We start from the raw sequence: 24,111 nt of genomic DNA on the forward strand, positions 1-24,111 counted from the left end.
GGCCGCGATCACGGCAAGACTCCCTCCACGACCGTCGTTCGCGCCAGCGCCTGTGCCGCACGCGCCAGCGTCGCGGGCTCGCCGTCGTCCAGCGCCACCACCACCGCCTGGCCGAAGCGCTCGAAGTTGCGCGCCGTCGAGCGCGCGTAGATCGGGTCGTAGTGCTCGGCGAGCAGTTCGCGCACCAGCGTCGGGAACTCGCCGGCGCGCGCCAGCGCCTGCCAGCGCTCGACGGTGGCCGCACCGCGCAGCTCGCGCAGCCGGGCGAGCAGCGCACACAGCGCCTCGGCGTCGGCGACGAGGTGGGCGTAGTCCTCGATCAGCAGGCGCACGCGGGCCTCCAGCGGCATCTCGACGGCTATGCAGGGCGCGGCGCGCAGGCGCTCGACCAGGCGTTCAGGCACCCGCAGCCGGCCGATCGTGCGGCTCTCGGCCTCGACGAAGACCGGGCGCGCGGGGTCGAACGTGCGCAGCACCTGCCAGATCCGGGTCTCGAAAGCCTTCTGCGAGGGCTGGGCCTGGCCGGGCAGCGGCCCGAGCACCGAACCGCGATGCGCGGCCAGCGCCTCCAGGTCCAGCACCTGGGCGCCGGCCGTGGTCAGCGCACCGAGCAGCCGGCTCTTGCCCGAGCCGGTCGGGCCGGCGACGACCTGCAGCGTGAAGCGCTCCGGCAGCGTCTCCAGCTCGGCGACGACGGCGCGGCGGAACTCGCGGTAGCCGCCTTCGAGCACGTTGACCGAGAAGCCGATCTGGTCGAGCACCAGCGCCAGCGCGCCCGAACGGTGGCCGCCGCGCCAGCAGTAGATCAGCGGCCGCCACTCGCGGTCCTTGTCGAGCAGCTCGCGCTCGACGTGGCCGGCGACGTTGCGCGCGACCAGGATCGCGCCGCGTTTGCGCGCCGCGAACGGCGAGACCTGCTTGTATTCGGTGCCGATGCTGGCGCGCTCGGCGTCGTTCAGCGACGGCCAGTTGATGGCGCCGGGCAGGCGGTCCTCGGCGTACTCGCTCTCGCTGCGCGCATCGACGACGGCGCCGTACTCGCCCAGCCGGGCGATGGCCTCGGCGGCGCTGATGCGGCGCAGGCTCATGGCAGGCGCGCGCGCCCGGCGTCGTCGTGGCGGCGCTTCATGCCGGGGCCGCGACGGCGTCGAGCAGCTCGCTCTCGATCTGCAGCTGCGTGCGCGGCTGCTGCAGCGCCGGGCCGTCGACGAGGAAGGTGTCTTCCACACGTTCACCCAGCGTCGTGATCTTGGCGAGCTGCAGGTTGATGTGGTGGCGTGCCAGCACGCGGGCGATGGCGTAGAGCAGGCCCGAGCGGTCGCTGGCCGAGACCGTCAGCAGCCAGCGCTGGGCACGTTCGTCCGGCGCCAGCGTTACGCGCGGCACGACCGGGAACGAGCGCACGCGGCGCGAGACGCGGCCCTGGCTGGGCTGCGGCAGCGGGCCGTCGGAAGACAGCGCCGCGGTGGCCTGGTTCTCGACCAGCGCGATCAGGTCGCGGTAGGCGGCCGGGCTGGTGTCGGCCAGGCGCGTGCTGACGACCTGGAAGGTGTCCAGCGCGTAGCCGGCGCGCGTGGTGTGGATCTTGGCGTCCAGGATGCTGAAGCCGGCACCGTCGAAGTAGCCGCAGATGCGCGCGAACAGGTCGGGCCGGTCGGGCGAATAGACCAGCACCTGCAGCCCGTCGCCGACCGACGAGGGCCGCGCGCGCACCACCGGCTCGCGCGTCTCGATGTGCCGCCACAGCGAGCGTGCGTGCCAGGCGATGTCGGCGGCCTCGTGGCGCGCGAAGTAGCTGACCTCCAGCGTGCGCCACAGCGGCTCCTCGGTGCCGGGCAGCGCGGTGTGCAGCGCCAGGATCTGCCGCGCCTCGTGCATGCGGGCCTCGATCTCGGCGTCGACGTTGGGGTGCGAGCCGCCCAGCGCACGCAGCGTCAGGCGGAACAGGTCTTCCAGCAGCTTGCCCTTCCAGGCGTTCCAGACGCGCGGGCTGGTGCCGCGGATGTCGGCCACCGTCAGCAGGTACAGGCCGATCAGATGGCGCTCGTTGCCGACCAGGCGCGCGAACGAGGCGATGACCTCGGCGTCCGACAGGTCCTCCTTCTGCGCGATGCGGCTCATCGTCAGGTGGTGGCGCACGAGGAACTCGACGAGCTGCGTGTCGGGGCGCGACAGGCCGTGGTCGCGGCAGAAACGCCGCACCTCGAGCGCGCCGAGTTCGGAGTGGTCGCCGCCGCGGCCCTTGGCGACGTCGTGGAACAGCGCCGCGATGTAGAGCAGTTCCGGGTGGTCCCAGTGCGCCGCCAGCCGGCTGCAGAAGGGGTACTCGTGGGCGTGCTCCGGGATGAAGAAACGGCGCACGTTGCGCAGCACCATCAGGATGTGCTGGTCCACGGTGTAGACGTGGAACAGGTCGTGCTGCATGCGCCCGACGATGCGCCGGAACACCCAGAGATAGCGGCCCAGCACCGAGGTCGAGTTCAGCAGCCGGAAGGCGTGCGTCAGCCCGACCGGCTGGCGCAGGATCTGCATGAACAGCGCACGGTTCCTCGGGTCGCGGCGGAAGCGCCCGTCCATCACGCTGCGCGAGTTGTAGAGCGCGCGCAGCGTGCGCGAGGACAGGCCCTGGATGCCGGGCTCCTGCGCGAAGACGAGGAAGGTCTCGAGGATCGCGTCCGGGTGCTGCAGGTACAGGTCGTCGCTGGCGACCTCGAGCATGCCGGCGCGGTCGCGGAAACGCTCGTTGATCGGGCGCGCCGGCTCGGCTTCCGAGCCGTTGACGCGGTCCTCGATGTTGAGCATCAGGATCTGGTTGAGCTGCGCCACCGCCTTGGCCGCCCAGTAGTAGCGGTGCATCAGCACCTCGGAGCTGCGCTGGGCCTTGGTCGGGTGGTAGCCGAAGCTCTCGGCCACCGCGGTCTGCAGGTCGAAGACCAGTCGGTCCTCGCGGCGGCCGGCGACGACGTGCAGCCGGGCGCGGATCAGCTTCAGCGTGCCTTCGTGGCGTGCCAGCTGCGAGGCCTCGAACGGCGTCACCAGGCCCTTGGCGGCCAGCTCGCCCCAGGTGCGGCCCAGGCCGGCGGCACGCGCGACCCAGATCACGACCTGCAGGTCGCGCAGCCCGCCCGGGCTTTCCTTGCAGTTGGGCTCCAGCGAGTACGGCGTGCCTTCGTACTTGACGTGGCGCTGCTGCATCTCCAGCGTCTTGGCGCGCAGGAAGGCCGGGGCGTCGACGGCCTGCGTCGTCGCGTCGCGGAAGTTGTTGAAGAGCTTGCGCGCGCCGCAGATCAGGCGCGACTCGAGCAGCGCCGTCTGCACCGTCACGTCGCGCTGCGCTTCTTCGAGGCACTCGTCGAGCGTGCGCACCGACGAGCCGATCTCCAGGCCGATGTCCCAGCAGGCGGTGATGAAGCCTTCGACCGAGGCGCGCAGCGCGTCGCCGCCGGCGGCGTCGGCCGGCAGCAGCACCAGCACGTCGACGTCGGAATAGGGGAAGAGTTCGCCGCGGCCGTAGCCGCCGACGGCCACCAGCGCCGCGCCGGCGGGCATGCCTGCGTGCGCCCAGAGGTCGGCCAGCGTCGCGTCGACGTGGCGCGCCAGCGCCTTGAGCAGCTGGCGCGCGGCGGTGGTCGTCGGCCGGCCGTTGCGGAAGTGGCCGATCAGCTCGGCCTTGCCGTCACGGAAACGCGCACGCAGCGCGGCGACGCTGCCCGGGGCCCGGGCCGACGCTTCGGGCAGCGCGGACATCGCTCAGCTGGCGGCGGTGGCCGCGGTGACGAAGGCCGGCGGCGGCGGGCTGCCGGCCGACAGCGTCAGCACCTCGTAGCCGCTGTCGGTGACGAGCACGGTGTGCTCCCATTGCGCCGACAGCGAACGGTCGCGGGTGACGATGGTCCAGCCGTCGTAGGGGCGGTTGCCCTTGCGGTCTTCCTTGATCTCGCGCCGGCCGGCGTTGATCATCGGCTCGATCGTGAAGATCATGCCCGGCTGCAGTTCTTCCAGCGTGCCGGGGCGGCCGTAGTGCAGCACCTGCGGTTCCTCGTGGAAGCGGCGGCCGACGCCGTGGCCGCAGAACTCGCGCACGATGGAGAAACCGGCGTTCTCGGCGAAGGTCTGGATCGCGTGGCCGATGTCGCCCAGGCGCGCGCCGGGGCGCACCTTGACGATGCCTTTCCACATCGCCTCGTAGGTGATCTGGCACAGCCGGCGCGCGGCGATCGAGCCCTCGCCGATCACGAACATGCGGCTGTTGTCGCCGTGGAAGCCGTTCTTGATGATCGTGACGTCGATGTTGAGGATGTCGCCGTTCTTCAGCGGCCGCTCGTCGGGGATGCCGTGGCAGACGACGTCGTTGAGCGAGGTGCACAGCGAGGCCGGGTAGGGCGGATAGCCTGGCGGCTGGTAGTTCAGCGTCGCCGGCACGCCGCCCTGGACGTTGACCATGTAGTCGTGCGCCAGACGGTCGATCTCCAGAGTCGTGACGCCGGCGCGCACGTGCGGCGTCAGCATGTCCAGCACCTCGGACGCGAGCCGGCAGGCCTCGCGCATCGCCGCGATCTCTTCGGCGTTCTTGATCACAATCGTCATCACCGGATTATCCCATCGGCCCCCGTAAAATCCCGGTCCATGGCTTCTTCCGCCCCGCAACTTCTGCACTACGAGGGCGGCAACGCGCTCTCCCCGTTCCGGTCCCGCTCGCTGCTCGCGCGGCTGCAGTCGGCCTGTCCGCGCATCAGCGCCGTTGCCGCTCGCCACGTCCACTGGGCCGCGTTCGACGCCGAGCCCGACGCGGCGACGCGTGAACGGCTGGCGGCGCTGCTGGCCGTCGGAGACCCCTACGACGGCCCCGCCGACGGCGAGCTCGTCGTCGTGATGCCGCGTCTGGGCACGGTGAGCCCCTGGGCCAGCAAGGCGACCGACATCGCCCACAACTGCGGCCTCGTCGTGCACCGCGTCGAGCGCGTCACCGAATACCGGCTGGCGGTCAAGGGCGGTTTCTTCGGCGGCGCCAAGCCGCTGGCCGACGAGGAGCGTGCCGCGGTCGCGGCGGTGCTGCACGACCGCATGACCGAGAGCGTGGCCTTCGAACGCGGCGCGGCAGCGCAGCTGTTCGCCGCCCAGGCCGCCGAGCCGCTGGCCCACGTCGACGTGCTCGGCCACGGCCGCGAGGCGCTGGTGCAGGCCAACGTCGAGTTCGGCCTGGCGCTGTCGGCCGACGAGATCGACTATCTCGTCGAGGCTTTCGGCAAGCTCGGCCGCAACCCGAGCGACGTCGAGCTGATGATGTTCGCCCAGGCCAACAGCGAGCACTGCCGGCACAAGATCTTCAACGCCGAGTTCACGATCGACGGCCAGAAGCAGCCGCTGTCGATGTTCGGCATGATCCGCAACACCGAGAAGCTGTCGCCGCAGCACAGCATCGTCGCCTACAGCGACAACGCCGCGGTGATGGAAGGCGGCCCGGTCGAGCGCTGGCTGCCGCAGGGCTGGACCTCCGCCCCGGTCTACGGCCCGCGTGCCGAGACCTCGCATGTGCTGATGAAGGTCGAGACGCACAACCACCCGACGGCGATCTCGCCGTTCCCGGGCGCGGCCACCGGCGCCGGCGGCGAGATCCGCGACGAAGGCGCGACCGGCCGCGGCGCCAAGCCCAAGGCGGGCCTGACCGGCTTCTCGGTCGGCAACCTGCGCCTGCCGGGCACGAACGAGCCCTGGGAGCGCGAGGACATCGGCCGCCCCGGCCACATCGCCAGCGCGCTGCAGATCATGACCGAGGGCCCGCTGGGCGGCGCCGCGTTCAACAACGAGTTCGGCCGGCCCAACCTGGGCGGCTACTTCCGCGTCTACGAGCAGACGGTGGCCGGCGTGCAGCGCGGCTACCACAAGCCGATCATGATCGCCGGCGGCATCGGCGCCATCGCCGACAGCCAGACGCACAAGCTGCCCTTCGGCGCCGGCACGCTGCTGGTGCAGCTCGGCGGCCCGGGCATGCGCATCGGCATGGGCGGCGGCGCCGCCAGCTCGATGGCCGCCGGCACCAACGCCGCGGCGCTCGACTTCGACTCGGTGCAGCGCGGCAACCCCGAGATCCAGCGCCGCGCGCAGGAGGTCATCAACCACTGCTGGGCGCTGGGCGAGGGCAACCCGATCCTCGCCATCCACGACGTCGGCGCCGGCGGCATCAGCAACGCCTTCCCCGAGCTGGTCGACGGCGCCGGGCAGGGCGCACGCTTCGACCTGCGCAAGGTGCCGCTGGAAGAGACCGGCCTGGCACCGAAGGAGATCTGGTGCAACGAGAGCCAGGAGCGCTATGTCCTGGCCATCGCCCCGGACAAGCTCGAAGCCTTCGAGGCGATGTGCACGCGCGAGCGCTGCCCCTTCGCCGTCGTCGGCGTCGCTACCGCCGAGCGTGAGCTGGTCGTCGAGGACGGCTCCGAAGCCGTCATCGCCATGCCGATGGACGTGCTGCTGGGCAAGCCGCCGAAGATGCACCGCGACGTGACGCGCGTCGAACGCACCGAAGCGCCGCTGGACCTGACCGGCGTGAAGCTCGAGCAGGTGGCGCTGGACGTGCTGCGCCACCCGACGGTCGCCAGCAAACGTTTCCTGATCACGATCGGCGACCGCACCGTCGGCGGTCTGAGCCACCGCGACCCGATGGTCGGCCCCTGGCAGCTGCCGGTGGCAGACTGCGCGGTGACGCTGGCCGACTACGCCGGATTCCGCGGCGAAGCGATGGCTATGGGCGAGCGCACGCCGCTGGCTTCGCTGGACGCGCCGGCCTCGGGCCGCATGGCGGTGGCCGAGGCCATCCTGAACCTGCTGGCCGCGCCGATCGAGCTGTCGCGCGTCAAGCTCAGCGCCAACTGGATGGCGGCCTGCGGCGAACCCGGTGAAGACGCCGCGCTGTACGACACCGTCAAGGCCGTCGGCCTGGAGCTGTGCCCGGCGTTGGGCGTCGGCATCCCGGTCGGCAAGGATTCGCTGTCGATGAAGACGCGCTGGACCGAAGGCGGCCAGACGCGCCAGGTCACCGCGCCGGTGTCGCTGATCGCCAGCGCCTTCGCGACGCTGGACGACGTTCGCGGCACGCTGACGCCGCAGCTCCAGCAGGGGGACACCACGCTGCTGCTCGTCGACCTCGGCGGGGGCAAGAACCGCATGGGCGGCTCGATGCTCGCCCAGGTGCTGGGCGGCTTCGGCGACCGCGTGCCCGACCTCGACGACCCGGCGCGCCTGAAGGCGCTGGTCGCGGCGGTCAACGAACTGCGCGCTGCCGGCACGCTGCTGGCCTACCACGACCGCAGCGACGGCGGCCTCTGGGCCGCGGTCTGCGAGATGGCCTTCGCCGGCCACGTCGGCGTCAGCCTGAACGTCGACATCCTGGTCACCGAAGGCGACGGCATCGCCGACAGCCGTGCCGACGTCGGCGACTCGAAGAACTGGGCCACCCAGGTCGCCGAGCGCCGCAACGAGCTGACGCTCAAAGCCTTGTTCAACGAGGAACTGGGCGTCGTGCTGCAGGTGCCGCGCGAGCAGCGCGACGCCGCGATCGCGGTGCTGCGCGCGCACGGCCTGTCCAAGGACACGCACGTCATCGGCAAGACCAACGAGCGCGGTGCGGTCGAGGTCTGGCGCGACACCCAGCTGCAGTTCGGCGCCCCGCTGGCGGACCTGCTGAAGCAGTGGGACGAGGTCAGCTGGCGCATCGCGCGCGAGCGCGACAACCCGGAGAGCGCCGACAGCGAACACGCCAGCGTCGCCGCGGCCGACGATCCGGGCCTGCATGTGCATCTGAGCTTCGACCCGGCCGAGGACGTCGCCGCACCGTTCGTCAACGTCGCGCGGCCGAAGATCGCGATCCTGCGCGAGCAGGGCGTCAACTCGCACGTCGAGATGAGCTACGCGATGCACCAGGCGGGCTTCGACACCTACGACGTGCACATGAGCGACCTGCAGGCCGGGCGCGCGCGTCTCGACGGCTTCCAGGCCTTCGTCGCCTGCGGCGGCTTCAGCTACGGCGACACGCTGGGCGCCGGCGAAGGCTGGGCACGCTCGATCCTGTTCAACCCGGTGCTGGAAGCGCAGTTCGCGGCCTTCTTCGCCCGGCCGGACACGATCGCGTTGGGCGTCTGCAACGGCTGCCAGATGCTGGCGGCGCTGTCGCCGATGATTCCGGGCGCCGAGCATTGGCCCAAGTTCACGCGCAACAAGAGCGAGCAGTTCGAGGCCCGGCTGTCGCTGGTGGAGGTGCTGCAAAGCCCCAGCGTCTTCTTCGAAGGCATGGCCGGCAGCCGCATTCCGATCGCCGTCGCCCACGGCGAAGGTTTCGCCGACTTCTCGCAGCGCGGCGACGCCGCCCGGGTGCTGCGTGCGATGCGTTTCGTCGACCACCACGGCCGCGCCACCGAGGCCTATCCCGCCAACCCGAACGGCAGCCCCGACGGCCTGACCTCGGTGACCACGGCCGACGGCCGCTTCACCGCGCTGATGCCGCACCCGGAGCGTGTCTTCCGCAACGTCCAGATGAGCTGGACCTCGGGCGACAAGAGCGCGTTCAGCCCCTGGATGCGCATGTTCCGCAACGCGCGTCGTTCGCTGGGCTGAGACCAGGCGAACAGGCCCCGGCCGGCACGAACAGGAGTCCGCACCCATGCGCCATTGATGCCGCCGTCTGCATGACGGCTTTCGCCCCTCCGGCAGCGCCGGAGGACCGAACGCATCGATCGGAGCCCGGGATGACGGACCCTCTGCTGACGCTGGACGGCGTCGGTTTTCTGCTCGCCGACGGCCGGCCGCTTTTCGCCGACCTGAACGAAACCTTCGACCGCCGCCGCACCGGCCTGGTCGGCCGCAACGGGATCGGCAAGAGCGTGCTCGGCCGTGTGCTGGCCGGCGAGCTGCCACCTTCCAGCGGCCGTGTGCGCCGCCAGGGGCGCGTCTTCCGCCTCGCGCAGCAGCTCGCGCCGGAGCCCGGTGCGACGCTGGCGCAGCTGGCCGGCGTGCACGAGGCGCTGGCGGCGCTGCAGCGGCTCGAAGCCGGCGAGGGCGACGAACACGACCTGAGCCGGCTCGCCGACCGCTGGGACCTGCGCCAGCGCCTGCAAGCCGAACTCGCACGTGCCGGCCTGCCGGCCTTGCCACCCGAGACGCCGGCGGCGACGCTCAGCGGCGGCCAGGCGATGCGTGCCGCGCTGGCCGGCGCCTGGCTCGCCGACGCCGACTTCCTGATCCTCGACGAGCCCAGCAACCACCTCGACCGCGAAGGTCGCCTGACCTTGCTCGCGCAGCTGCGACGCTGGCGCGGCGGCCTGCTCGTCATCAGCCACGACCGCGAGCTGCTGGAGACGATGGACAGCATCGTGGAGCTGTCGCCGCTGGGCCTGCAGCGCCACGGCGGCGGCTGGAGCTTTTACGTCGAACGACGCGACGCGCAGCGCGCCCAGGCCGAGGCCGAACTGGAGCGCTGCAAGCTCGAACGCCGCCAGACCGCGGCGCGGCTGCAGCGCGAAGCCGAGCGTCAGCAGCACCGCCAGTCGCAGGCGCGCCAGGAGCGTGGCGACGGCAGCCAGCCGAAGTTCGTGCTCGACTTCCGCCAGGAGCGCAGCGAAGCCAGCGCCGGCCGCATGCGCCAGCGCCACGACGCTGTGCGTGCCGAACTGGCCGGCGCGGTGCGCGAGGCCGCGAGCCGCGTCGCGGCCGACGTGGCCATCGTCGTGCCGCCGCTGCCGCCGGCGGTGCTGCCGCACGAGGTGCTGGCCTTCGACGGCGAGCTGCCTTTCGTCGCCGCGCCGCTGGCCCGGCTGCAGCTCAGGCTGCACGGCGCCGCCCGGCTGGCGGTCTGCGGCCCCAACGGCTGCGGCAAGTCGACGCTGCTGCAGGTGCTGGCCGGGCGCCTGGCGCCGCGGGCCGGGCGGGTGGAGCGGAACGTCAGGCAGGCCTGGCTGGACCAGCGCCTGGCAAGCTTCGACGGCCCGGGCAGCGCGCTCGAACGCATTCAGGACGCTTGCCGGCAGAGGCCCGAGGCGGAACTGCGCACCCGGCTGGCGCAACTCGGCCTGGGCGCGGCGACGCTGGCGACACCCTGCGACGCGCTGAGCGGCGGCGAACGCCTGAAGCTCGCCTTGGCCCTGGCGCTGCTGGCCGACGAGCCGGCACGGCTGCTGCTGCTCGACGAACCCGGCAATCACCTGGACCTCGCGGCGCTCGAAGCGCTGGAAGCCATGCTGCGCAGCTGGCGCGGCGCGCTTGTCGTCGTCTCGCACGACGAGGCTTTCCTCGCCGCGCTGGCGCTCGACGAACGCCTGGAAGCCACGCCGGACGGCTGGCAACGCCGCCCGTTCTGAGCGCCGGACAAAAGAAAACCGGCCCCGCGGGGCCGGTTTCAGCACGAGGCGGCGAGGGCCTCAGGTCTTGGCTGCCATCTGCTCGATGCCGGCGATGGCCCAGCCGCGGCTGTCGTCGCCGACCGGCTTGACCAAGTGCCAGACCTCGTCGAAGGACACCGGCTCGGCGCCGGCTTCCTCGCGCACGCGGCCGACGTAGCGCACGCTGACGATCTGGCGGCCGTCGTCCTCGGCGACGTCGACGACACGCGCGTCGACCTGGATGACGTCGGTGCTCTGCGGCGCGCTGCCCCGTTCCTGGATGTCCATCTTCAGCTCGGCGAACATCTCCGGCGTCGTGAAGCGGCGCAGGTCGTCGAGGTCGGCGGCGTCGTTGGCGGCCTGCAGGCGCACGAAGATCGTCTTCGCGGTGCGCTCGAAGCCTTCGCTGTCGAAGGCCGCCGGCACGAAGGCCGGGGCCAGCGTGCGTTCGGCGGCCGCCGACGTGGGCGGGGACACCGGGGCCACCGGCGCCGGCGAGGGCATCGGGTTCACCGGCGCCGGCGGCGGCGTCCAGTCGTTCGAGGCGCTGCGCAGCGTGCCGACCCCGGCGGCGGCCGGTGCGGCTGCCGGCTGCGGGCCGAAGCGGCGCAGCAGGAAGCGGATCGCGATGAAGGCGACGACGGCCAGCAGGATGATGGTCAGGAAGTTGGCGAACCCGGCGCCCAGGCCGAGGTGGCTCATCAGCGCCGCCAGGCCCAGGCCGGCGGCCAGACCGGCGATCGGGCCGAGCCAGGAACGTTTGCCTGCCGCGGCAGCGGCGCCAGCGGCTGCGCCGGCCTGCGTCGGAGCGGCCTGGTTGGGCGCGGCCTGCGTCGGCTGCGCGGGCTTGGCCGGCGTCGGCGCCGGTGCGGTGCGTTCGGGCATGCTGCGCTGCATGCCGGAGGACTTGCCGCCGCCCATGCGTTTGGCTTCGCTGAGATCGGGCGCCAGCGTCAGCGCGAGCGAAGCGGCAAGCACGACAAGCCAGCCGGATTTCATCGGAGTGTTTCCTCTTGTGAGAACTGTGGGAGGCCCGAGTGTGCGCGAGGAGCCCGGCGGCGCCAAACGCGGCCGTCAATCCCCCAGCGGCCGTCGGACTGCCCTTGAAAGAGGGGACGGGCGCCCCAAGTGCCCACGACCGTCTCTCGTCGAAAGCCTCCGATGTCGATCGCGCTGCTCTGGTCCCTGGTCGTGCTGCTGATGCTGGTCGGCCTGGCCGGCACGGTGCTGCCGGTGCTGCCGGGCACGGCGCTGATCTTCGCCGGCGCCTGGCTGGGCGCGTGGATCGACGGTTACGAGCGTGTCGGCGTCTACACCGTCGTCGTGCTCGGCGTGATGGCCGTGCTGGCCTGGGCGCTGGACTACCTGGCCGGGCTGATGGGCGCCCGGCGGGTCGGCGCCAGCCCTCAGGCGCTGGTCGGCGCCGCGATCGGCACCGTCGCGGGGCTGCTGGCCGGTTTCGTCGGCGTGTTGTTCATGCCCTTCGTCGGCGCCGCAGCCGGCGAGTACCTGGCGCGGCGCGACGAGCAGCGTGCGATGCAGGTCGGCCTGGCCACCGGCCTGGGCCTGCTGCTGGGCATGGTCGCCAAGGTCGCGATCGCCTTCGCGATGGTCGGCCTGTTCGTCGTCGCCTGGCTGGTCTGACGGGATTCAGGCGCCGGCCAGGCGGCCGAGCCATTCGTGCACCGCGATCCAGCTCAGGCGGTAGCCCTCCGGTTCGGGCATCAGGTCGCTCAGCAGCAGCTGCCGGGGGGCGCGCATGCCGGTCGGTGCCGGCACGATCTCGATCGGCGGCCCGCCGTCGGCCGCCGCGCGTTCGAAAGCCCCCAGCGCGCGCCGCATGTGAAAGCCGTGCGTGACGAGCACGATGCGCGTGATGCCGTCGCGGCGCAGCATCTCGACGCTGTAACGCGCGTTCTCGGTCGTGTCGCGTGAACGGCCCTCGGCCCAGCGCAGCGGCAGGCGGTAGTCCTCGGCGAGCATCGCCGCCGCGGCCTCGGCTTCGCTGGGCCCGCCTTCGCTGCCGTGGCCGACGCCGCCGCTGAAGCCCAGCGGCAGGCCGGTGCGGTGCGCAAGCCGCACGCCGTAGCGCAGCCGCTCGGCGGCCAGCGGCTTGAGCACCGCGCCGCCGTACTCCGGCGCCCAGGGATAACGCCCGGCGCCGAGCACGAGGATCGCGGTGTGCGGCGCGCCACGCAGCGACTGCACCTGGGCCTCGCTCAGCACCGGCGGCGGCTGGGTCAGACGGGTGACCAGCCATTGGCCGCCGGCCGAGCTGCAGATCGCCCACAGACCGGCGACACCGGCCAGCAGCGGCAGCCAGCCCAGCGCGCGGCGGCGCAGCATCAGCGCGCCGATCAGGATCAGCAGCAGCAGGGGCACCGGCGGCAGCAGCAGCGTCGCGAGCGCCGGCTTCCAGGATTCGATGCCCAGCCGCATCAGCAAGTCGTTCATGCGGGACGGGTCGGGGGGAGGCGCGGCATTGTCGCCGCCTGCGGCTGGGGCATCATCGCCCCATGCTCGCGAGAATGAAGAAGACGGGCGGCTGGACGCGTCTCGCGGCCACGCTGCTCGCAGGCGCCGTGCTGCTGGCGCTGGTGGCCTGGATCGCCGTACCGCGCCTGGTGAAGGCGCAGCTCGAACAACAAGGCAGCGCGCTGCTGGGCCGCGGCCTGCACGTCGAGTCGGTGTCGTTCTCCCCGCTGACGCTGACGCTCGAACTGCGCGGTCTGGTGCTCGACGCCGCGGCCGGCGACGCCGACCGCAGCCCGCAGGCGCGCGTCGAACGACTGGCGCTGAACCTGTCCTCGCGCTCCTTGTGGGCGCGGATCCCGGTCATCGAGGCCTTGGACCTCGATTCGCCGTCGTTGCGGCTGGCACGCACCGCCGAAGGCCGTTACGACGTCGACGACCTGATCGAGCGGCTCAGCGAGCCCTCGGCGCCAGGCACCCCGCCAGCGCGTTTCGCGCTCTACAACCTGAGCCTGCGCGACGGCAGCCTGCGTTTCGACGACCGGCCCGAAGGCCAGCGCCACCTCGTCGACGCGGTCTCGCTGGGGCTGCCATTCGTCTCGAACGAACCCGACCAGGTGCAGGCCGAGGTCGAACCGCGGCTGTCGCTGCGCCTGGACGGCAGCCCGCTGCATCTGCAAGGCCGCAGCCGGCCGTTCTCGGCCGAGCGCGTCAGCACGATCACGGTGGACCTGCCGGCGCTGGCGCTGGACTCTTTGTGGCCTTATCTGCCGCGCAGCCTGCCGCTGCGGGGGCAGGGCGGCGTGCTCTCGGGCAAGCTGGAGCTGCGATTCGCCCAGCCGGCCGGGCAGCCGGCGCAGCTGTCGCTGCAGGGCCAGGCGACGCTCGCCAGCCTGGCGCTGCGCCGCCCCGACGGCGCGCCGCTGGTGGCCTGGAAGTCGCTCGCCGTCGAGATCGAGGACCTGCGCCCGCTGGAGCGGGTCGTGGCGCTGCGCTCGGTGGTGCTGGACTCGGCCGTGCTGCATCTGCGCCGCGATGCCGCCGGGCGGCTGGAACTGGCCGCGCTGGGCGGCGCCCCTGCCGCAGCCCAGCCAGCGGCACCGGCCTGGCGCTGGAGCGTCGGCTCGAGCGCGCTGCGCGCGGCGACCCTGCACTGGGAAGACGCGTCGCTGCGCCCGGCGGCTTCGCTGGAGGCGCGCGAGCTGTCGCTGCAGGTCGGCCGCCTGTCCAGCGCCGATCCGGCACCGGCTCCGCTGTCCGGCAGCCTGCGGCTCGCCGCCGCGGGCGACGGCGGCGCCGAACTCGGCCGGCTGAAGCTCGACGGCAAGCTGTCGACGGCTTCGGCCGCGCTCGGCGTCGAGGTCGAGGGACTGCAGCTCGCGGCGGCGGCACCGTATCTGCGCTCGGCGCTCACCGAGACACCGTCGGGCCGGCTCGGTGGCCGCGCCGAAGTGGACTGGGCGGCGGGTGAGCCCGGCCGCCTGCTCGTCAAGCTACCGCAGGCGGCGGTCGAGGACCTGCGCTGGGGCCGCCAGCGGCTGGCGGCGCTGAAGCTGGCCGGTGTGCAGGCCGACCTGGGCGCGCGCCGCGTCGCCGTCGACTCGCTGGCGCTGGAGAACCCGGCGCTGGACCTGGCGCGCGACGCACGTGGGCAGTGGAACGTGCTGGCGATGCTCAAGCCCGCCGGCACCCCGGCCACGGCCGACCGCGGCCCGGGCTGGCAGGCCAGCCTGAAGTCGCTGTCGGTCTCCGCCGGCTCGCTGCATCTGGCCGACGCCGCGACGCCGGCGCCGGTCGGCTTCGCGCTGCAGGCGCTGGCGCTGAAGGCGCGTGATCTGCAGTGGCCGTCCGGCAAACGCCCGGCCTCGCTGGACCTGTCGCTGAACCTCGTGCCCGACCACGAGCCGGGCACGCCGGCGCCGACGCCCGGCCGGCTGCAGGCCGAGGGCACGCTGGCGCTGCAGCCGCTGGCCTGGCGCGGCCGCGTCAGCGTCGCGCGGCTGCCGCTGCAGGTGGCCGAACCGTACTGGCGCGAGCGCCTGCCGGTGCTGGTGCGCCGGGCCGAACTCGGCTGGCGCGGCGATACCGAGTTCCGGATGCTGGACGCCGGGCCGGCGCTGTCGCTGCGCGGCAATGCGATGCTCGCCGACCTGCGCGTGCTGGCGCGTGGCGACGACGACGAGGCCGGCGACGAGCTGCTCGCCTGGCAGTCGCTGCGCGTCGAGTCGCTGGCGGCGTCCATGGCGCCGGGCCAGCCGACGCGTCTGGCCACCGGCCCGGTGCGGCTGTCGCGTTTCTTCTCGCGCCTGGTCGTCACGCCGGAAGGCCGGCTGAACCTGCGCGACGTGCGCGGCGGCGATGCACCGGCGCCGGCGACACCCGCCGCCACGTCTTCGCCTGCCGCGCCGCTGGAACTCGACATCGCCGGCGTCGAGTTCGTCGACGGCCGTGTCGACTTCCGCGACCGTTTCATCCAGCCCAACTACTCGGCCTCGCTGAGCGAGCTGAACGGCAAGCTCGGCCGGCTGCGCTCGGGCACACGCGAGATGGCGACGCTGGAGATCACCGGCCGCGCCGCCGACACCGCGACGCTGGAGCTGCGCGGCGCGCTGAACCCGACCGCCGACCCGCTGGCGCTGGACATCGCCGCCAAGGCCAGCGGCCTGGAACTGGCGCCGCTGTCGCCTTACGCCGGCAAGTACGCCGGCTATGCGATCGAACGCGGCAAGCTCAGCATGGACGTCGCCTACCGCGTCGACGCCGACGGCCGGCTGCAGGCCCGCAACCGCATCGTGCTGAACCAGCTGACTTTCGGCGACCCGGTCGACAGCCCCGTGGCGACCAAGCTGCCGGTGCGGCTGGCGCTGGCGCTGCTGGCCGACCGCAACGGCGTCATCGACGTCGACCTGCCGATCAGCGGCTCGATCAACGACCCCGAGTTCAGCGTCTTCGGCCTGGTGCTGAAGGTCATCGGCAACCTGCTGGTCAAGGCGGTGACCTCGCCGTTCGCGCTGCTCTCCGGCGGCGGTGGCGACGAGACCGGCGCGGTCGAGTTCCTGCCCGGCACCGCGACGCTGGCACCGTCGGCCGAGGAGGCGCTGGATCGCATCGCCCAGGCGCTGAAGGACCGCCCGGCGCTGCAGACCACGGTGGCCGGGGCCGCCGACGCGACGGCCGAGCACGACGCGATCCAGGCCGCGACGCTGGAAGAGCGGCTGCGCAGCGAGCAAGCGCGGGAGCGCGCGCGTTCGCGCGGCGTCGGCCCCGGCGCCGCCGTTCCGGCCACCGAGGAGCGCGAACGCACGCTGCGCCGCGTCTACGCCGACACCCGGCTGCCGAACAAACCACGAAACCTGATCGGCCTGGCCAAGGACATCCCGCCGGCGGAGATGGAAGCGCTGCTGAAGGCCGCGGTGTCGGTCGACGCCGACGTCGCGCGCGACCTGGCGCTGCGCCGCGGCGTCGCGGTGCGCGAGGCGCTGGTCGCTCGCGGCCTGCCGGCCGAGCGCCTGTTCCTCGCTGCGCCCAAGCTCGACGCGGCCGAGGGCCAGACCGGCTGGACACCGCAGGTCGAGCTGTCGCTGGAAATGCCTTAAGCCGCTGCCACCGCAGCCGCGACCTGCTCGCGCAGCCACTGGTGCGCCGGGTCGCGGTGCAGGCGCTCGTGCCAGAGCATCAGCATCTCGAAGCCGGGCAGCTCCAGCGGCGGCGCCACGACCTGCAGCGTGCTGCCCGGGCGCAGCTGGCGCGCCGGCAGCATCGCCACCAGATCGCTGGCCGCCAGCGCCGCTTCCAGGAACAGGAAGTGCGGCACCGACAGCACGACGCGCCGCGCCAGGCCTTGCGCCGCCAGCACCTGGTCGGTGGCACCCTGGAAGCCGCCGCCGTCTGGCGAGACGATGGCGTGTTCCAGCGCGCAGAACTCGGCCAGCGTCGGCTGCCGCATGAGGCTCGGGTGGCCGGCGCGGGCGACCAGCACGTAGCGTTCCTGGAACAGCGGCCGGCGGCGCAGGTCGGGCGGCGCCAGCTCCGCGGCGTGGAAGGCGAGATCGAGTTCACCTTGTTCCAGCTGGCGGGTGAGCGCCGGCGGTTTCAGTTCCAGCACCGCGAGACGCGTGCCCGGCGCCGCGGCGCGCAGCCGGGCCAGCGCCGGCAGCACGATCGTCGAGGCGCCGTAGTCGGTGGCCGCGACGCGCCAGGTGTGGGTCGCGTGCGCCGGGTCGAAGGCGGCCGACGGCGCGATCGCCTGGCCGAGCGCGGCCAGCGCCTCGTGCAGCGGCTGGCGCAGCTCCAGCGCACGCGCGGTCGGCCGCATGCCGCGAGGGCCGGGCAGCAGCAGCGGGTCGGCGAAAGCTTCGCGCAGCTTGGCGAGCTGCACGCTGACCGCCGGCTGCGACAGATGCAGGCGCGCGGCGGCTCGTGTCACGTTGTGTTCGGCGAGCAGGGCGTCGAGCGTGACCAGCAGGTTGAGGTCCAAACGCCTCAGGCTATCTTCCACGGCTATACCAGGCGTCATTGCAATTCATTTCCAATATACGCCCGGCCTGCCTATCGTGCGTCGCATCCTCCGATGGAAAACGACGCATGAAAGTCCTGATCGTCTACGCCCACCCCGAGCCGCGCTCTCTGAACGGCGCGCTGAAGGATTTCGCCGTGCAGCGCCTGCAGAGCGCCGGCCACGAAGTCCAGGTCTCCGACCTGTACGCGATGCGCTGGAAAGCGGCGCTCGACGCCGACGACGACCGCGCCCACCTGCCCGGCGCGCGTTTCGACGCCTCGGCGAACTCCAAACGTGCCTTCGACACCGGCAGCCAGAGCGCCGACATCGAAGCCGAGCAGGCCAAGCTGCGCTGGGCCGACGCGCTGATCCTGCAGTTCCCGCTGTGGTGGTTCTCGATGCCGGCGATCCTCAAAGGCTGGGTCGACCGGGTCTACGCCTGCGGCTTCGCCTACGGCGTCGGCGAACATTCGGACACGCACTGGGGCGACCGCTACGGCGAAGGCACGCTCGCCGGCAAGCGCGCTATGCTGGTCGTGACGACCGGCGGCTGGGCTTCGCACTACGCGCCGCGCGGCATCAACGGGCCGATCGACGACATCCTGTTCCCGATCCAGCACGGCATCCTGTTCTACCCGGGTTTCGAGGTGCTGCCACCGCATGTGATCTACCGCAGCAGCCGCATCGACGAGGCCGGTTTCGCCCAGGCCAGCGCGGCGCTGGGCGAGCGGCTGGACGCGCTGTGGACCACCGAGCCGATCGCCTTCCGGCGCCAGAACCTCGGCGACTACCACATCCCCGAGCTGGAACTGCGGCCCGAACTCGCGCCGGGCGAGTCGGGCCTGGGCATCCACGTCCGCCGCTGACTCAGAAGAAGGCCTGCAGCCCCGTCTGCGCGCGGCCCAGGATCAGCGCATGCACGTCGTGCGTGCCCTCGTAGGTGTTCACCGTCTCGAGGTTGATCATGTGGCGGATGACGTGGAACTCGTCGTGGATGCCGTTGCCGCCGTGCATGTCGCGCGCCAGACGCGCGATGTCCAGCGCCTTGCCGCAGCTGTTGCGCTTGATCAGGCTGATCATCTCCGGCGCCGCCTGGCCTTCGTCGATCAGCCGGCCGACACGCAGACAGCCCTGCAGGCCCAGCGTGATCTCGGTCTGCATGTCGGCGAGCTTCTTCTGGATCAGCTGGTTCTGCGCCAGCGGCCGGCCGAACTGCTTGCGCTCCAGCGTGTAGCGGCGTGCGGCGTGCCAGCAGAACTCGGCCGCGCCCAGCGCCCCCCAGGCGATGCCGTAGCGCGCCTTGTTCAGGCAGCCGAACGGGCCCTTGAGGCCGGCGACGCCGGGCAGCTTGTTCTCGGCCGGCACGAAGACCTGATCCATCACGATCTCGCCGGTGATCGAGGCGCGCAGGCTCATCTTGCCTTCGATCTTGGGCGCCGACAGGCCCTTCATGCCCTTGTCGAGGATGTAGCCGCGGATCGCCTCCTGGCCGCCGGCGGCGCCCTGGGCGTCGGTCTCCTTGGCCCAGACGACGAAGACGTCGGCGATCGGGCTGTTGGTGATCCACATCTTCGAGCCGCTCAGCACGTAGCCGCCGTCGACCGGGCGGGCGCGGGTGGCCATGCTCGCCGGGTCGCTGCCGTGGTCGGGTTCGGTCAGGCCGAAGCAGCCGACCCATTCGCCGGTCGCGAGCTTGGGCAGGTACTTCTGGCGCTGTTCTTCGCTGCCGTAGGCGTGGATCGGGTGCATCACCAGCGAGCTCTGCACGCTCATCGCGCTGCGGTACCCCGAGTCGACACGCTCGACTTCGCGCGCCACCAGGCCGTAGCTGACGTGGTTCAGGCCGGCGCAGCCGTAGCCTTCGATCGTGCAGCCGAGCAGGCCGAGCGCGCCCATCTCGGACAGGATCTCGCGGTCGAAACGCTCCTCGCGCGCCGCGCTCAGCACCCGCGGCTGGAGCTTGTCCTGGCAGTAGTCGCGCGCCGCGTCGCGCACCGCACGTTCGTCCTCGGCGAGCTGCTGCTCGAACAGAAAAGGGTCATCCCACTGGAAGCGCTGCATGTGTCCTCGTCTCCGGATAATCCAGCCCGCAGTGTAAGGACCGGGCCGTGGCGGCCCGTCACCGCTGCGACAAGGAGCTTGCAGAGATGGCGGTGCAGACGATCACGCTGGGCGGCGGCTGCTTCTGGTGTGTCGAGGCGGTGTACGAACTGGTCGACGGCGTGCTCGGCGTCGAGTCGGGCTACAGCAACGGCCAGCTGCGCCAGCCGAGCTACGAGCTGGTCTGCGAAGGCCGCACCGGCCACGCCGAGGTCGTGCGCGTGCGCTTCGACGACGAGCGCATCTCGCTGCGCGAGATCCTCGAGATCTTCTTCACCGTGCACGACCCGACGACCCGCGACCGCCAGGGCAACGACGTCGGCCCGCAGTACCGCTCGGCGATCTACTGGCACACGCCGGAGCAGGAAGCGGTGGTGCGCGAGGTGCACGCCGAGGCCGACCGGGCGCTGGGCGGGCGGGTCGTCACCGAACTCGCGCCCGAAGACAACTACTGGCCGGCCGAGGCCTATCACCAGCACTACTTCGCGCAGCACCCGCAGCAGGGCTACTGCGCCTACGTCATCGCGCCGAAGGTGGAGAAGTTCCGCAAGACCTTCCGCGAACGCGTGCGCGGCTGAGCGCGCTCAGCGCGGCAGGCCGGTCGTGCAGAGGAAGTCGGTCTCGGGCTGGCCGTAGGGAAACAGCGTCGCCAGGCTGCCGCGCAGCAGGGGCTCGAGTTCCGACTTGCCGGCCGAGGCCAGCGCGGCGAACACCGTGCCGCGCAGCAGCCACAGGTCCGACGGCTGCTCGGCGGAGCGCACCTGGCGCCGCACCCATTCGCCGTGGGAACCGTCGAGTTCTTCGGCGGCGACGAGGAAATCGTGTTTCGTCGTCACGAAGGCGCGGCGTGCGGCCAGCCGCGCCAGGCGCGGGCCGGCCAGCGCGACGGCGCCGACTACCGGGTGCACCGGCAGGCGCGGACGTTCGACGGCGTGCAGGGCAGGGCGGTTCACAGCGGCATCAGGCGCGAGCGACCGCGCTTCGGAAAATGGCCGTTGAGGCGGGCGAGGCGGCGTTCGGCCTCGGACTGACTGCGGTGCAGCGCGACGACGCGGTAGAGGTCGGCGCGCAGATGCCAGAGTTCGCGCAGCGTGCGCGCCTGCTGGATGCGTTCGGACAGCTGGTGGACGTCGGAGCCTTGCAGATCCAGCAACGAGTCGACGAACTCCTGGCGTGCGACCGGCAGCTGGCTCAGCGGCGGCGCCGCGTCCAGCGCCGCCGGGGCGGTGAGCCAGAAGACGAAACGGTCCCAGGCCGCGGTCGGCGCGGTGCGCAGCGACGGCGGCGGCACCGGCGCGCGACCGAAGCCGACGCTGTCGGCGGGTCGGGATGCGCTGCGGGGCAACATGCTGGAACTGGTCATGAACGTGATATCGGCCACGAATGGCACGGCTTAAGTGCATTGTGGTCAGCCGGGCAACGCGTTAAGGCCCGAACAAGGGCCACGAAGCCGGTCAGTTCATTCGCCGTTCATCAGCCGGGCAGGAGTGAACCAGCCGGCTGCCGACGACAGCCGAGGCGATCTTTCGAGAGGGAGAAGTGGCGTGGCGGCAGCGTGGCCGCCCGCGTCAACGGCCGGTGCTCAGACCGCGCCGTAGACCGCCTTGCGTTCGGCGGTGTAGGTCCACCAGGGGCGCGGCTCGGCACCGCGCATGAAGTCGACGGCGGCCATGAAGGTGTCGAGCACGCAAGGATCCTGGCGCTTGCCGGTGGCTTCGCAGAGCGCGCGGTACAGCGCCAGCGCGTCGCGCTCGGCCAGTTCACGCGGGTGCAGGATGCCGAGCTGGCGCAGGTCACCGGCGATCGACGGACCGATGTTGGGCAGTTGCTCGAGCAGTTCGCATTCGTCGGCCGTGCGAGCCTTCAGCGGCCGCGGTGCCTTGGGCGCCCGTGGCGGGCGCGCCGGCCCCGGCCGCGGCGGCGCCGAGGGCAGCGTGCGACGGGCGTAGGGCGCGGCCATCACGCTCACATCAGCATCGTGTTGCGGATCAGGCCGACCGCGATGCCCTCGAGCTCGAAACCCTGGTCGCTGCCTTCCAGCGGCACGACGATGGTCTGGAAATCGGGGTTCTCGGGGATCAGCTCGATCGCGGCCTTGGTGCGGCGGAAGCGCTTGACGGTGACGTCGTCGCCCAGGCGCGCGACGACGATCTGGCCGTTCTTGGCCTCGTGCGCCTTCTGCACCGCGAGCAGGTCGCCGTCCATGATGCCGGCGTCACGCATGCTCATGCCGCGCACCTTGAGCAGGTAGTCGGGCTTGCGCTGGAACAGCGAGGCCTCGACGACGTAGCTCTGGTCGATGTGTTCCTGCGCCAGGATCGGGCTGCCGGCGGCGACTCGGCCCACGAGCGGCAGCGTCAGCTGCGCCAGGCTGGGCAGCGGCAGGCTGAACTGCTTGCCGTGCTGCGACATGCGCGCCTCGGCCAGCGCACGCAGTGTGTCAGACTTCAGCCGGATGCCGCGCGAGGTGTTGCCGACGAGTTCGATGACGCCTTTGCGTGCGAGGGCTTGCAGGTGCTCCTCGGCCGCGTTGGCCGAACGGAAGCCCAGCTCGGCGGCGATCTCGGCCCGGGTGGGCGGGGCGCCGGTGCGCTCGATCGCGCTTTGCACGAGGTCGAGGATCTGCTGCTGTCGCGGCGTGAGCTTGGGGCTGTCGTCCATCGCGTGATCCGGTCTTTGAGACTGGAGATTCATCCAGATCACTGTATTTTCATCCAGAGGACCACGGAATGCAAAGCGAATCGCGTGTCGTCGCGCTGGTCGCCACCGGCGGCACGATCGCCGGCACGGCGGCGCGCGGCGACGATCTCGTCGGCTACGACGCCGGCGCGCTGTCGGCCGAACAGCTCACCGCCGCCGTGCCGGCGCTGGCCGGCGAGGCGCTGGAGACCTGGACGCTGGCGCGGCTGGACAGCTGCGACCTGGGCCACGCGACCTGGGCGCTGCTGCTCCGCGAGCTGCAGTCGCGGCTGGCGCGGCCCGAGTTCGCCGGCATCGTCGTCACGCATGGCACCGACACGCTGGAGGAGACCGCCTGGTTCCTGCACCGCACGCTGGCCGCGCCCAAGCCGGTGGTGCTGACCGCGGCGATGCGCCCGGCGAGCGCGCCGTCGCCCGACGGCCCGCAGAACCTGCTCGACGCCGTGCGTTTGGCGCGCGAGCCCGGCGCCCGCGGCGTGCTGGTCGCTTTCGGCGGCAAGGTCTACGCAGGGAGCGAGCTGCGCAAGCTGCACGGCTGGCAGCTCGACGCCTTCTCGGCGGGTGACGCCGGAGCCGTGGCGCTCGTCGAAGACGGTGCTTTCCGCCGGCTGCGCGACTGGCCGGCGCCTGAGTTGCATCCCGCACCGGTCGGCGAGGTGCCGCCCGGCCGATGGCCGCGCGTCGAGATCGTCACCAGCCATGCCGGTGCCAGCGGGCGCATCGTCGATGCGCTGGTGGCCGACGGTGTGCAAGGCCTGGTGATCGCCGGCACCGGCAACGGCACGGTGCACACGGCGCTGCGTGAAGCGGCGGCGCGGGCGCTGGCGGCCGGGGTGGCCGTCGTGCGCGCCTCGCGCTGCCTGGCAGGCGGCGTCGTCGGCACGACCGACGGCGCCTTGCCGCACTACGGCGCGGCGACACCGGCGCAGGCGCGCATTGAGCTGATGCTGGACCTGCTGGCGCGCCGCGCCTGAGCCGCCGTCAGGCGACCGACAGCGCGACGTCGACGTTGCCGCGCGTCGCGTTGGAGTACGGGCAGACCTCGTGCGCCTCGGCGACCAGCGCCTCGGCTTCGCTCTTGTCGAAGCCCGGCAGCGACACCGTCAGCGCGACGGCGATGCCGAACGCACCCGGCTTGCCGGCGTGCGGGCCGATCGAGACTTCGGCGTTGATCGAGGCGTCCGCGGGAATCGCCTTCTTGTGGCGGGCACCGACGGCCTTCAGCGCGCCGATGAAGCAGGCGGCGTAACCCGCGGCGAAGAGCTGCTCCGGGTTGGTGCCGGCGCCGTCGTCGCCGCCCAGCGCCTTGGGCGTCGACAGCTGGATGTCCAGGCGGCCGTCGTCGGACTTGGCGGTGCCGGTGCGGCCGCCGGTGGCGGTGCCGCGGGCGGTGTAGAGCGCTTTTTCGATGGCCATGGAAAGTCTCCTTGGGGTTACGTCGTGAAGGGCGGCCTCAGGCCGCGCGGGGAAGGGATTCGTTGATGCGCCGGCGCAGGGCCTGCACACGCTCGACGAGCACCGCCAGTTCGGCGGCGTCGCAGTCGACACCGGCAAGCAGCCGGCCTTGCAGTTCGACCGCCTGGGCTTGCAGCGCGCGGCCGGCTTCGGTGGGCTCGACGTGCACGCGGCGCTGGTCGGTTTCGTCGCGCTCGCGGCGCACGAGCCCGGCGCGTTCCAGCCGGCGCAGCAGCGGCGTCAGCGTGCCGGACTCCAGGTCCAGTCGCTCGCCGATGCCCGACACCGTCTGCCGGCCTTCGTGCCACAGCACCAGCATCACCAGGTACTGCGGGTAGGTCAGGCCGAGCGGTTCGAGCAGCGGGCGGTACAGCCGCGTCATCGCCAGCGAGCCCGCGTACAGAGCGAAGCAGAGCTGGCGTTCCAGTGGCAGCAGGGCGGGGGCGTCGGTCGAGGCCATGGGCCGCACTGTAGCCAGTTGCGCGCAACTCGGTTGCGCACAACTTGATACGCCGACCG

The 24,111-nt window shown here is 72.1% G+C and carries 20 protein-coding genes; 7 read left to right on the forward strand and 13 right to left on the reverse strand.

The window, feature by feature from the left end; genetic code table 11:
- Positions 1–8 precede the first annotated feature (8 nt).
- Genes mnmH through map form a run of 3 tightly spaced genes read right to left on the reverse strand, consistent with a single transcriptional unit; the run spans position 9 to position 4,587 of the window.
- On the reverse strand, positions 9–1,088 hold the full coding sequence (gene mnmH / locus RGE_RS11600) for a tRNA 2-selenouridine(34) synthase MnmH (protein ID WP_014428584.1): 1,080 nt from the start codon (positions 1,086–1,088) through the stop codon (positions 9–11).
- Positions 1,089–1,125: 37 nt separating this feature from the next.
- On the reverse strand, positions 1,126–3,747 hold the full coding sequence (locus RGE_RS11605) for a [protein-PII] uridylyltransferase (protein WP_014428585.1): 2,622 nt from the start codon (positions 3,745–3,747) through the stop codon (positions 1,126–1,128).
- A gap of 3 nt (positions 3,748–3,750) precedes the next feature.
- On the reverse strand, positions 3,751–4,587 hold the full coding sequence (gene map / locus RGE_RS11610) for a type I methionyl aminopeptidase (RefSeq protein WP_014428586.1): 837 nt from the start codon (positions 4,585–4,587) through the stop codon (positions 3,751–3,753).
- A gap of 39 nt (positions 4,588–4,626) precedes the next feature.
- On the opposite strand from map, the gene purL reads away from it, so the two are divergent.
- Both purL and RGE_RS11620 read left to right on the forward strand, forming a co-directional pair.
- Positions 4,627–8,607: a phosphoribosylformylglycinamidine synthase gene (gene purL / locus RGE_RS11615; protein ID WP_014428587.1), complete on the forward strand. Its 3,981-nt coding sequence runs from the start codon at positions 4,627–4,629 to the stop codon at positions 8,605–8,607.
- 131 nt (positions 8,608–8,738) lie between these two features.
- Positions 8,739–10,346, forward strand: coding sequence for an ABC-F family ATP-binding cassette domain-containing protein (locus RGE_RS11620; RefSeq protein ID WP_014428588.1), 1,608 nt, complete (start codon positions 8,739–8,741; stop codon positions 10,344–10,346).
- Between the two features lie 60 nt (positions 10,347–10,406).
- On the opposite strand, the gene RGE_RS11625 is transcribed toward RGE_RS11620, so the two are convergent.
- Complete coding sequence (locus RGE_RS11625) at positions 10,407–11,366, reverse strand: Tim44 domain-containing protein (protein WP_014428589.1); 960 nt, start codon at positions 11,364–11,366, stop codon at positions 10,407–10,409.
- Positions 11,367–11,528: 162 nt separating this feature from the next.
- Here RGE_RS11625 and RGE_RS11630 point away from each other — a divergent pair, with 162 nt between their 5' ends.
- Positions 11,529–12,011, forward strand: coding sequence for a DUF456 domain-containing protein (locus RGE_RS11630; RefSeq protein WP_014428590.1), 483 nt, complete (start codon positions 11,529–11,531; stop codon positions 12,009–12,011).
- 6 nt (positions 12,012–12,017) lie between these two features.
- Here the strand turns inward: RGE_RS11630 and RGE_RS11635 are convergent, their stop codons facing one another.
- Positions 12,018–12,821 (reverse strand): YdcF family protein, encoded by an 804-nt coding sequence (locus tag RGE_RS11635; RefSeq protein ID WP_014428591.1) that lies wholly within the window; start codon positions 12,819–12,821, stop codon positions 12,018–12,020.
- Positions 12,822–12,895: 74 nt separating this feature from the next.
- Between RGE_RS11635 and RGE_RS11640 the strand changes: the two genes are divergently transcribed.
- Complete coding sequence (locus RGE_RS11640; protein WP_014428592.1) at positions 12,896–16,435, forward strand: DUF748 domain-containing protein; 3,540 nt, start codon at positions 12,896–12,898, stop codon at positions 16,433–16,435.
- On the opposite strand, the gene RGE_RS11645 is transcribed toward RGE_RS11640, so the two are convergent.
- A complete protein-coding gene (locus RGE_RS11645) occupies positions 16,432–17,355 on the reverse strand; it encodes a LysR family transcriptional regulator (protein WP_043784018.1) in 924 nt (307 codons plus the stop codon). The two genes, RGE_RS11640 and RGE_RS11645, sit on opposite strands and share 4 nt — an antisense overlap.
- A gap of 68 nt (positions 17,356–17,423) precedes the next feature.
- Here RGE_RS11645 and RGE_RS11650 point away from each other — a divergent pair, with 68 nt between their 5' ends.
- Positions 17,424–18,203, forward strand: a complete 780-nt coding sequence (locus RGE_RS11650; protein WP_014428594.1) for an NAD(P)H-dependent oxidoreductase — start codon at positions 17,424–17,426, stop codon at positions 18,201–18,203.
- 1 nt (position 18,204) lies between these two features.
- Here the strand turns inward: RGE_RS11650 and RGE_RS11655 are convergent, their stop codons facing one another.
- The gene (locus RGE_RS11655) at positions 18,205–19,398 is read right to left on the reverse strand and encodes an acyl-CoA dehydrogenase (RefSeq protein WP_014428595.1); all 1,194 of its coding nucleotides are present in this window, start codon (positions 19,396–19,398) and stop codon (positions 18,205–18,207) included.
- Between the two features lie 86 nt (positions 19,399–19,484).
- Here RGE_RS11655 and msrA point away from each other — a divergent pair, with 86 nt between their 5' ends.
- A complete protein-coding gene (gene msrA / locus RGE_RS11660) occupies positions 19,485–20,015 on the forward strand; it encodes a peptide-methionine (S)-S-oxide reductase MsrA (RefSeq protein ID WP_014428596.1) in 531 nt (176 codons plus the stop codon).
- A 6-nt stretch (positions 20,016–20,021) separates the two neighbouring features.
- Here the strand turns inward: msrA and RGE_RS11665 are convergent, their stop codons facing one another.
- The 4 genes from RGE_RS11665 to lexA form a co-directional block, all read right to left on the reverse strand.
- A complete protein-coding gene (locus RGE_RS11665; RefSeq protein ID WP_014428597.1) occupies positions 20,022–20,390 on the reverse strand; it encodes a hypothetical protein in 369 nt (122 codons plus the stop codon).
- Positions 20,387–20,785 (reverse strand): hypothetical protein, encoded by a 399-nt coding sequence (locus RGE_RS11670; protein ID WP_014428598.1) that lies wholly within the window; start codon positions 20,783–20,785, stop codon positions 20,387–20,389. Before RGE_RS11670 ends, RGE_RS11665 begins: the two co-directional genes overlap by 4 nt.
- A gap of 234 nt (positions 20,786–21,019) precedes the next feature.
- Positions 21,020–21,397, reverse strand: a complete 378-nt coding sequence (locus RGE_RS11675; protein WP_232504921.1) for a helix-hairpin-helix domain-containing protein — start codon at positions 21,395–21,397, stop codon at positions 21,020–21,022.
- A gap of 5 nt (positions 21,398–21,402) precedes the next feature.
- The gene (gene lexA, locus RGE_RS11680; protein WP_014428600.1) at positions 21,403–22,098 is read right to left on the reverse strand and encodes a transcriptional repressor LexA; all 696 of its coding nucleotides are present in this window, start codon (positions 22,096–22,098) and stop codon (positions 21,403–21,405) included.
- A gap of 68 nt (positions 22,099–22,166) precedes the next feature.
- Between lexA and RGE_RS11685 the strand changes: the two genes are divergently transcribed.
- Positions 22,167–23,111 carry an asparaginase gene (locus RGE_RS11685; protein WP_014428601.1) on the forward strand — a complete coding sequence of 315 codons (945 nt, stop codon included), beginning with the start codon at positions 22,167–22,169 and terminating at the stop codon, positions 23,109–23,111.
- 7 nt (positions 23,112–23,118) lie between these two features.
- On the opposite strand, the gene RGE_RS11690 is transcribed toward RGE_RS11685, so the two are convergent.
- Together RGE_RS11690 and RGE_RS11695 are read right to left on the reverse strand one after the other, a co-directional pair.
- Positions 23,119–23,553, reverse strand: a complete 435-nt coding sequence (locus RGE_RS11690; RefSeq protein ID WP_014428602.1) for an organic hydroperoxide resistance protein — start codon at positions 23,551–23,553, stop codon at positions 23,119–23,121.
- Positions 23,554–23,590: 37 nt separating this feature from the next.
- On the reverse strand, positions 23,591–24,052 hold the full coding sequence (locus tag RGE_RS11695) for a MarR family winged helix-turn-helix transcriptional regulator (protein WP_014428603.1): 462 nt from the start codon (positions 24,050–24,052) through the stop codon (positions 23,591–23,593).
- Between the last annotated feature and the right edge of the window lie 59 nt (positions 24,053–24,111).

Source organism: Rubrivivax gelatinosus IL144 (assembly GCF_000284255.1).
Lineage (GTDB): Bacteria > Pseudomonadota > Gammaproteobacteria > Burkholderiales > Burkholderiaceae_C > Rubrivivax > Rubrivivax gelatinosus_A.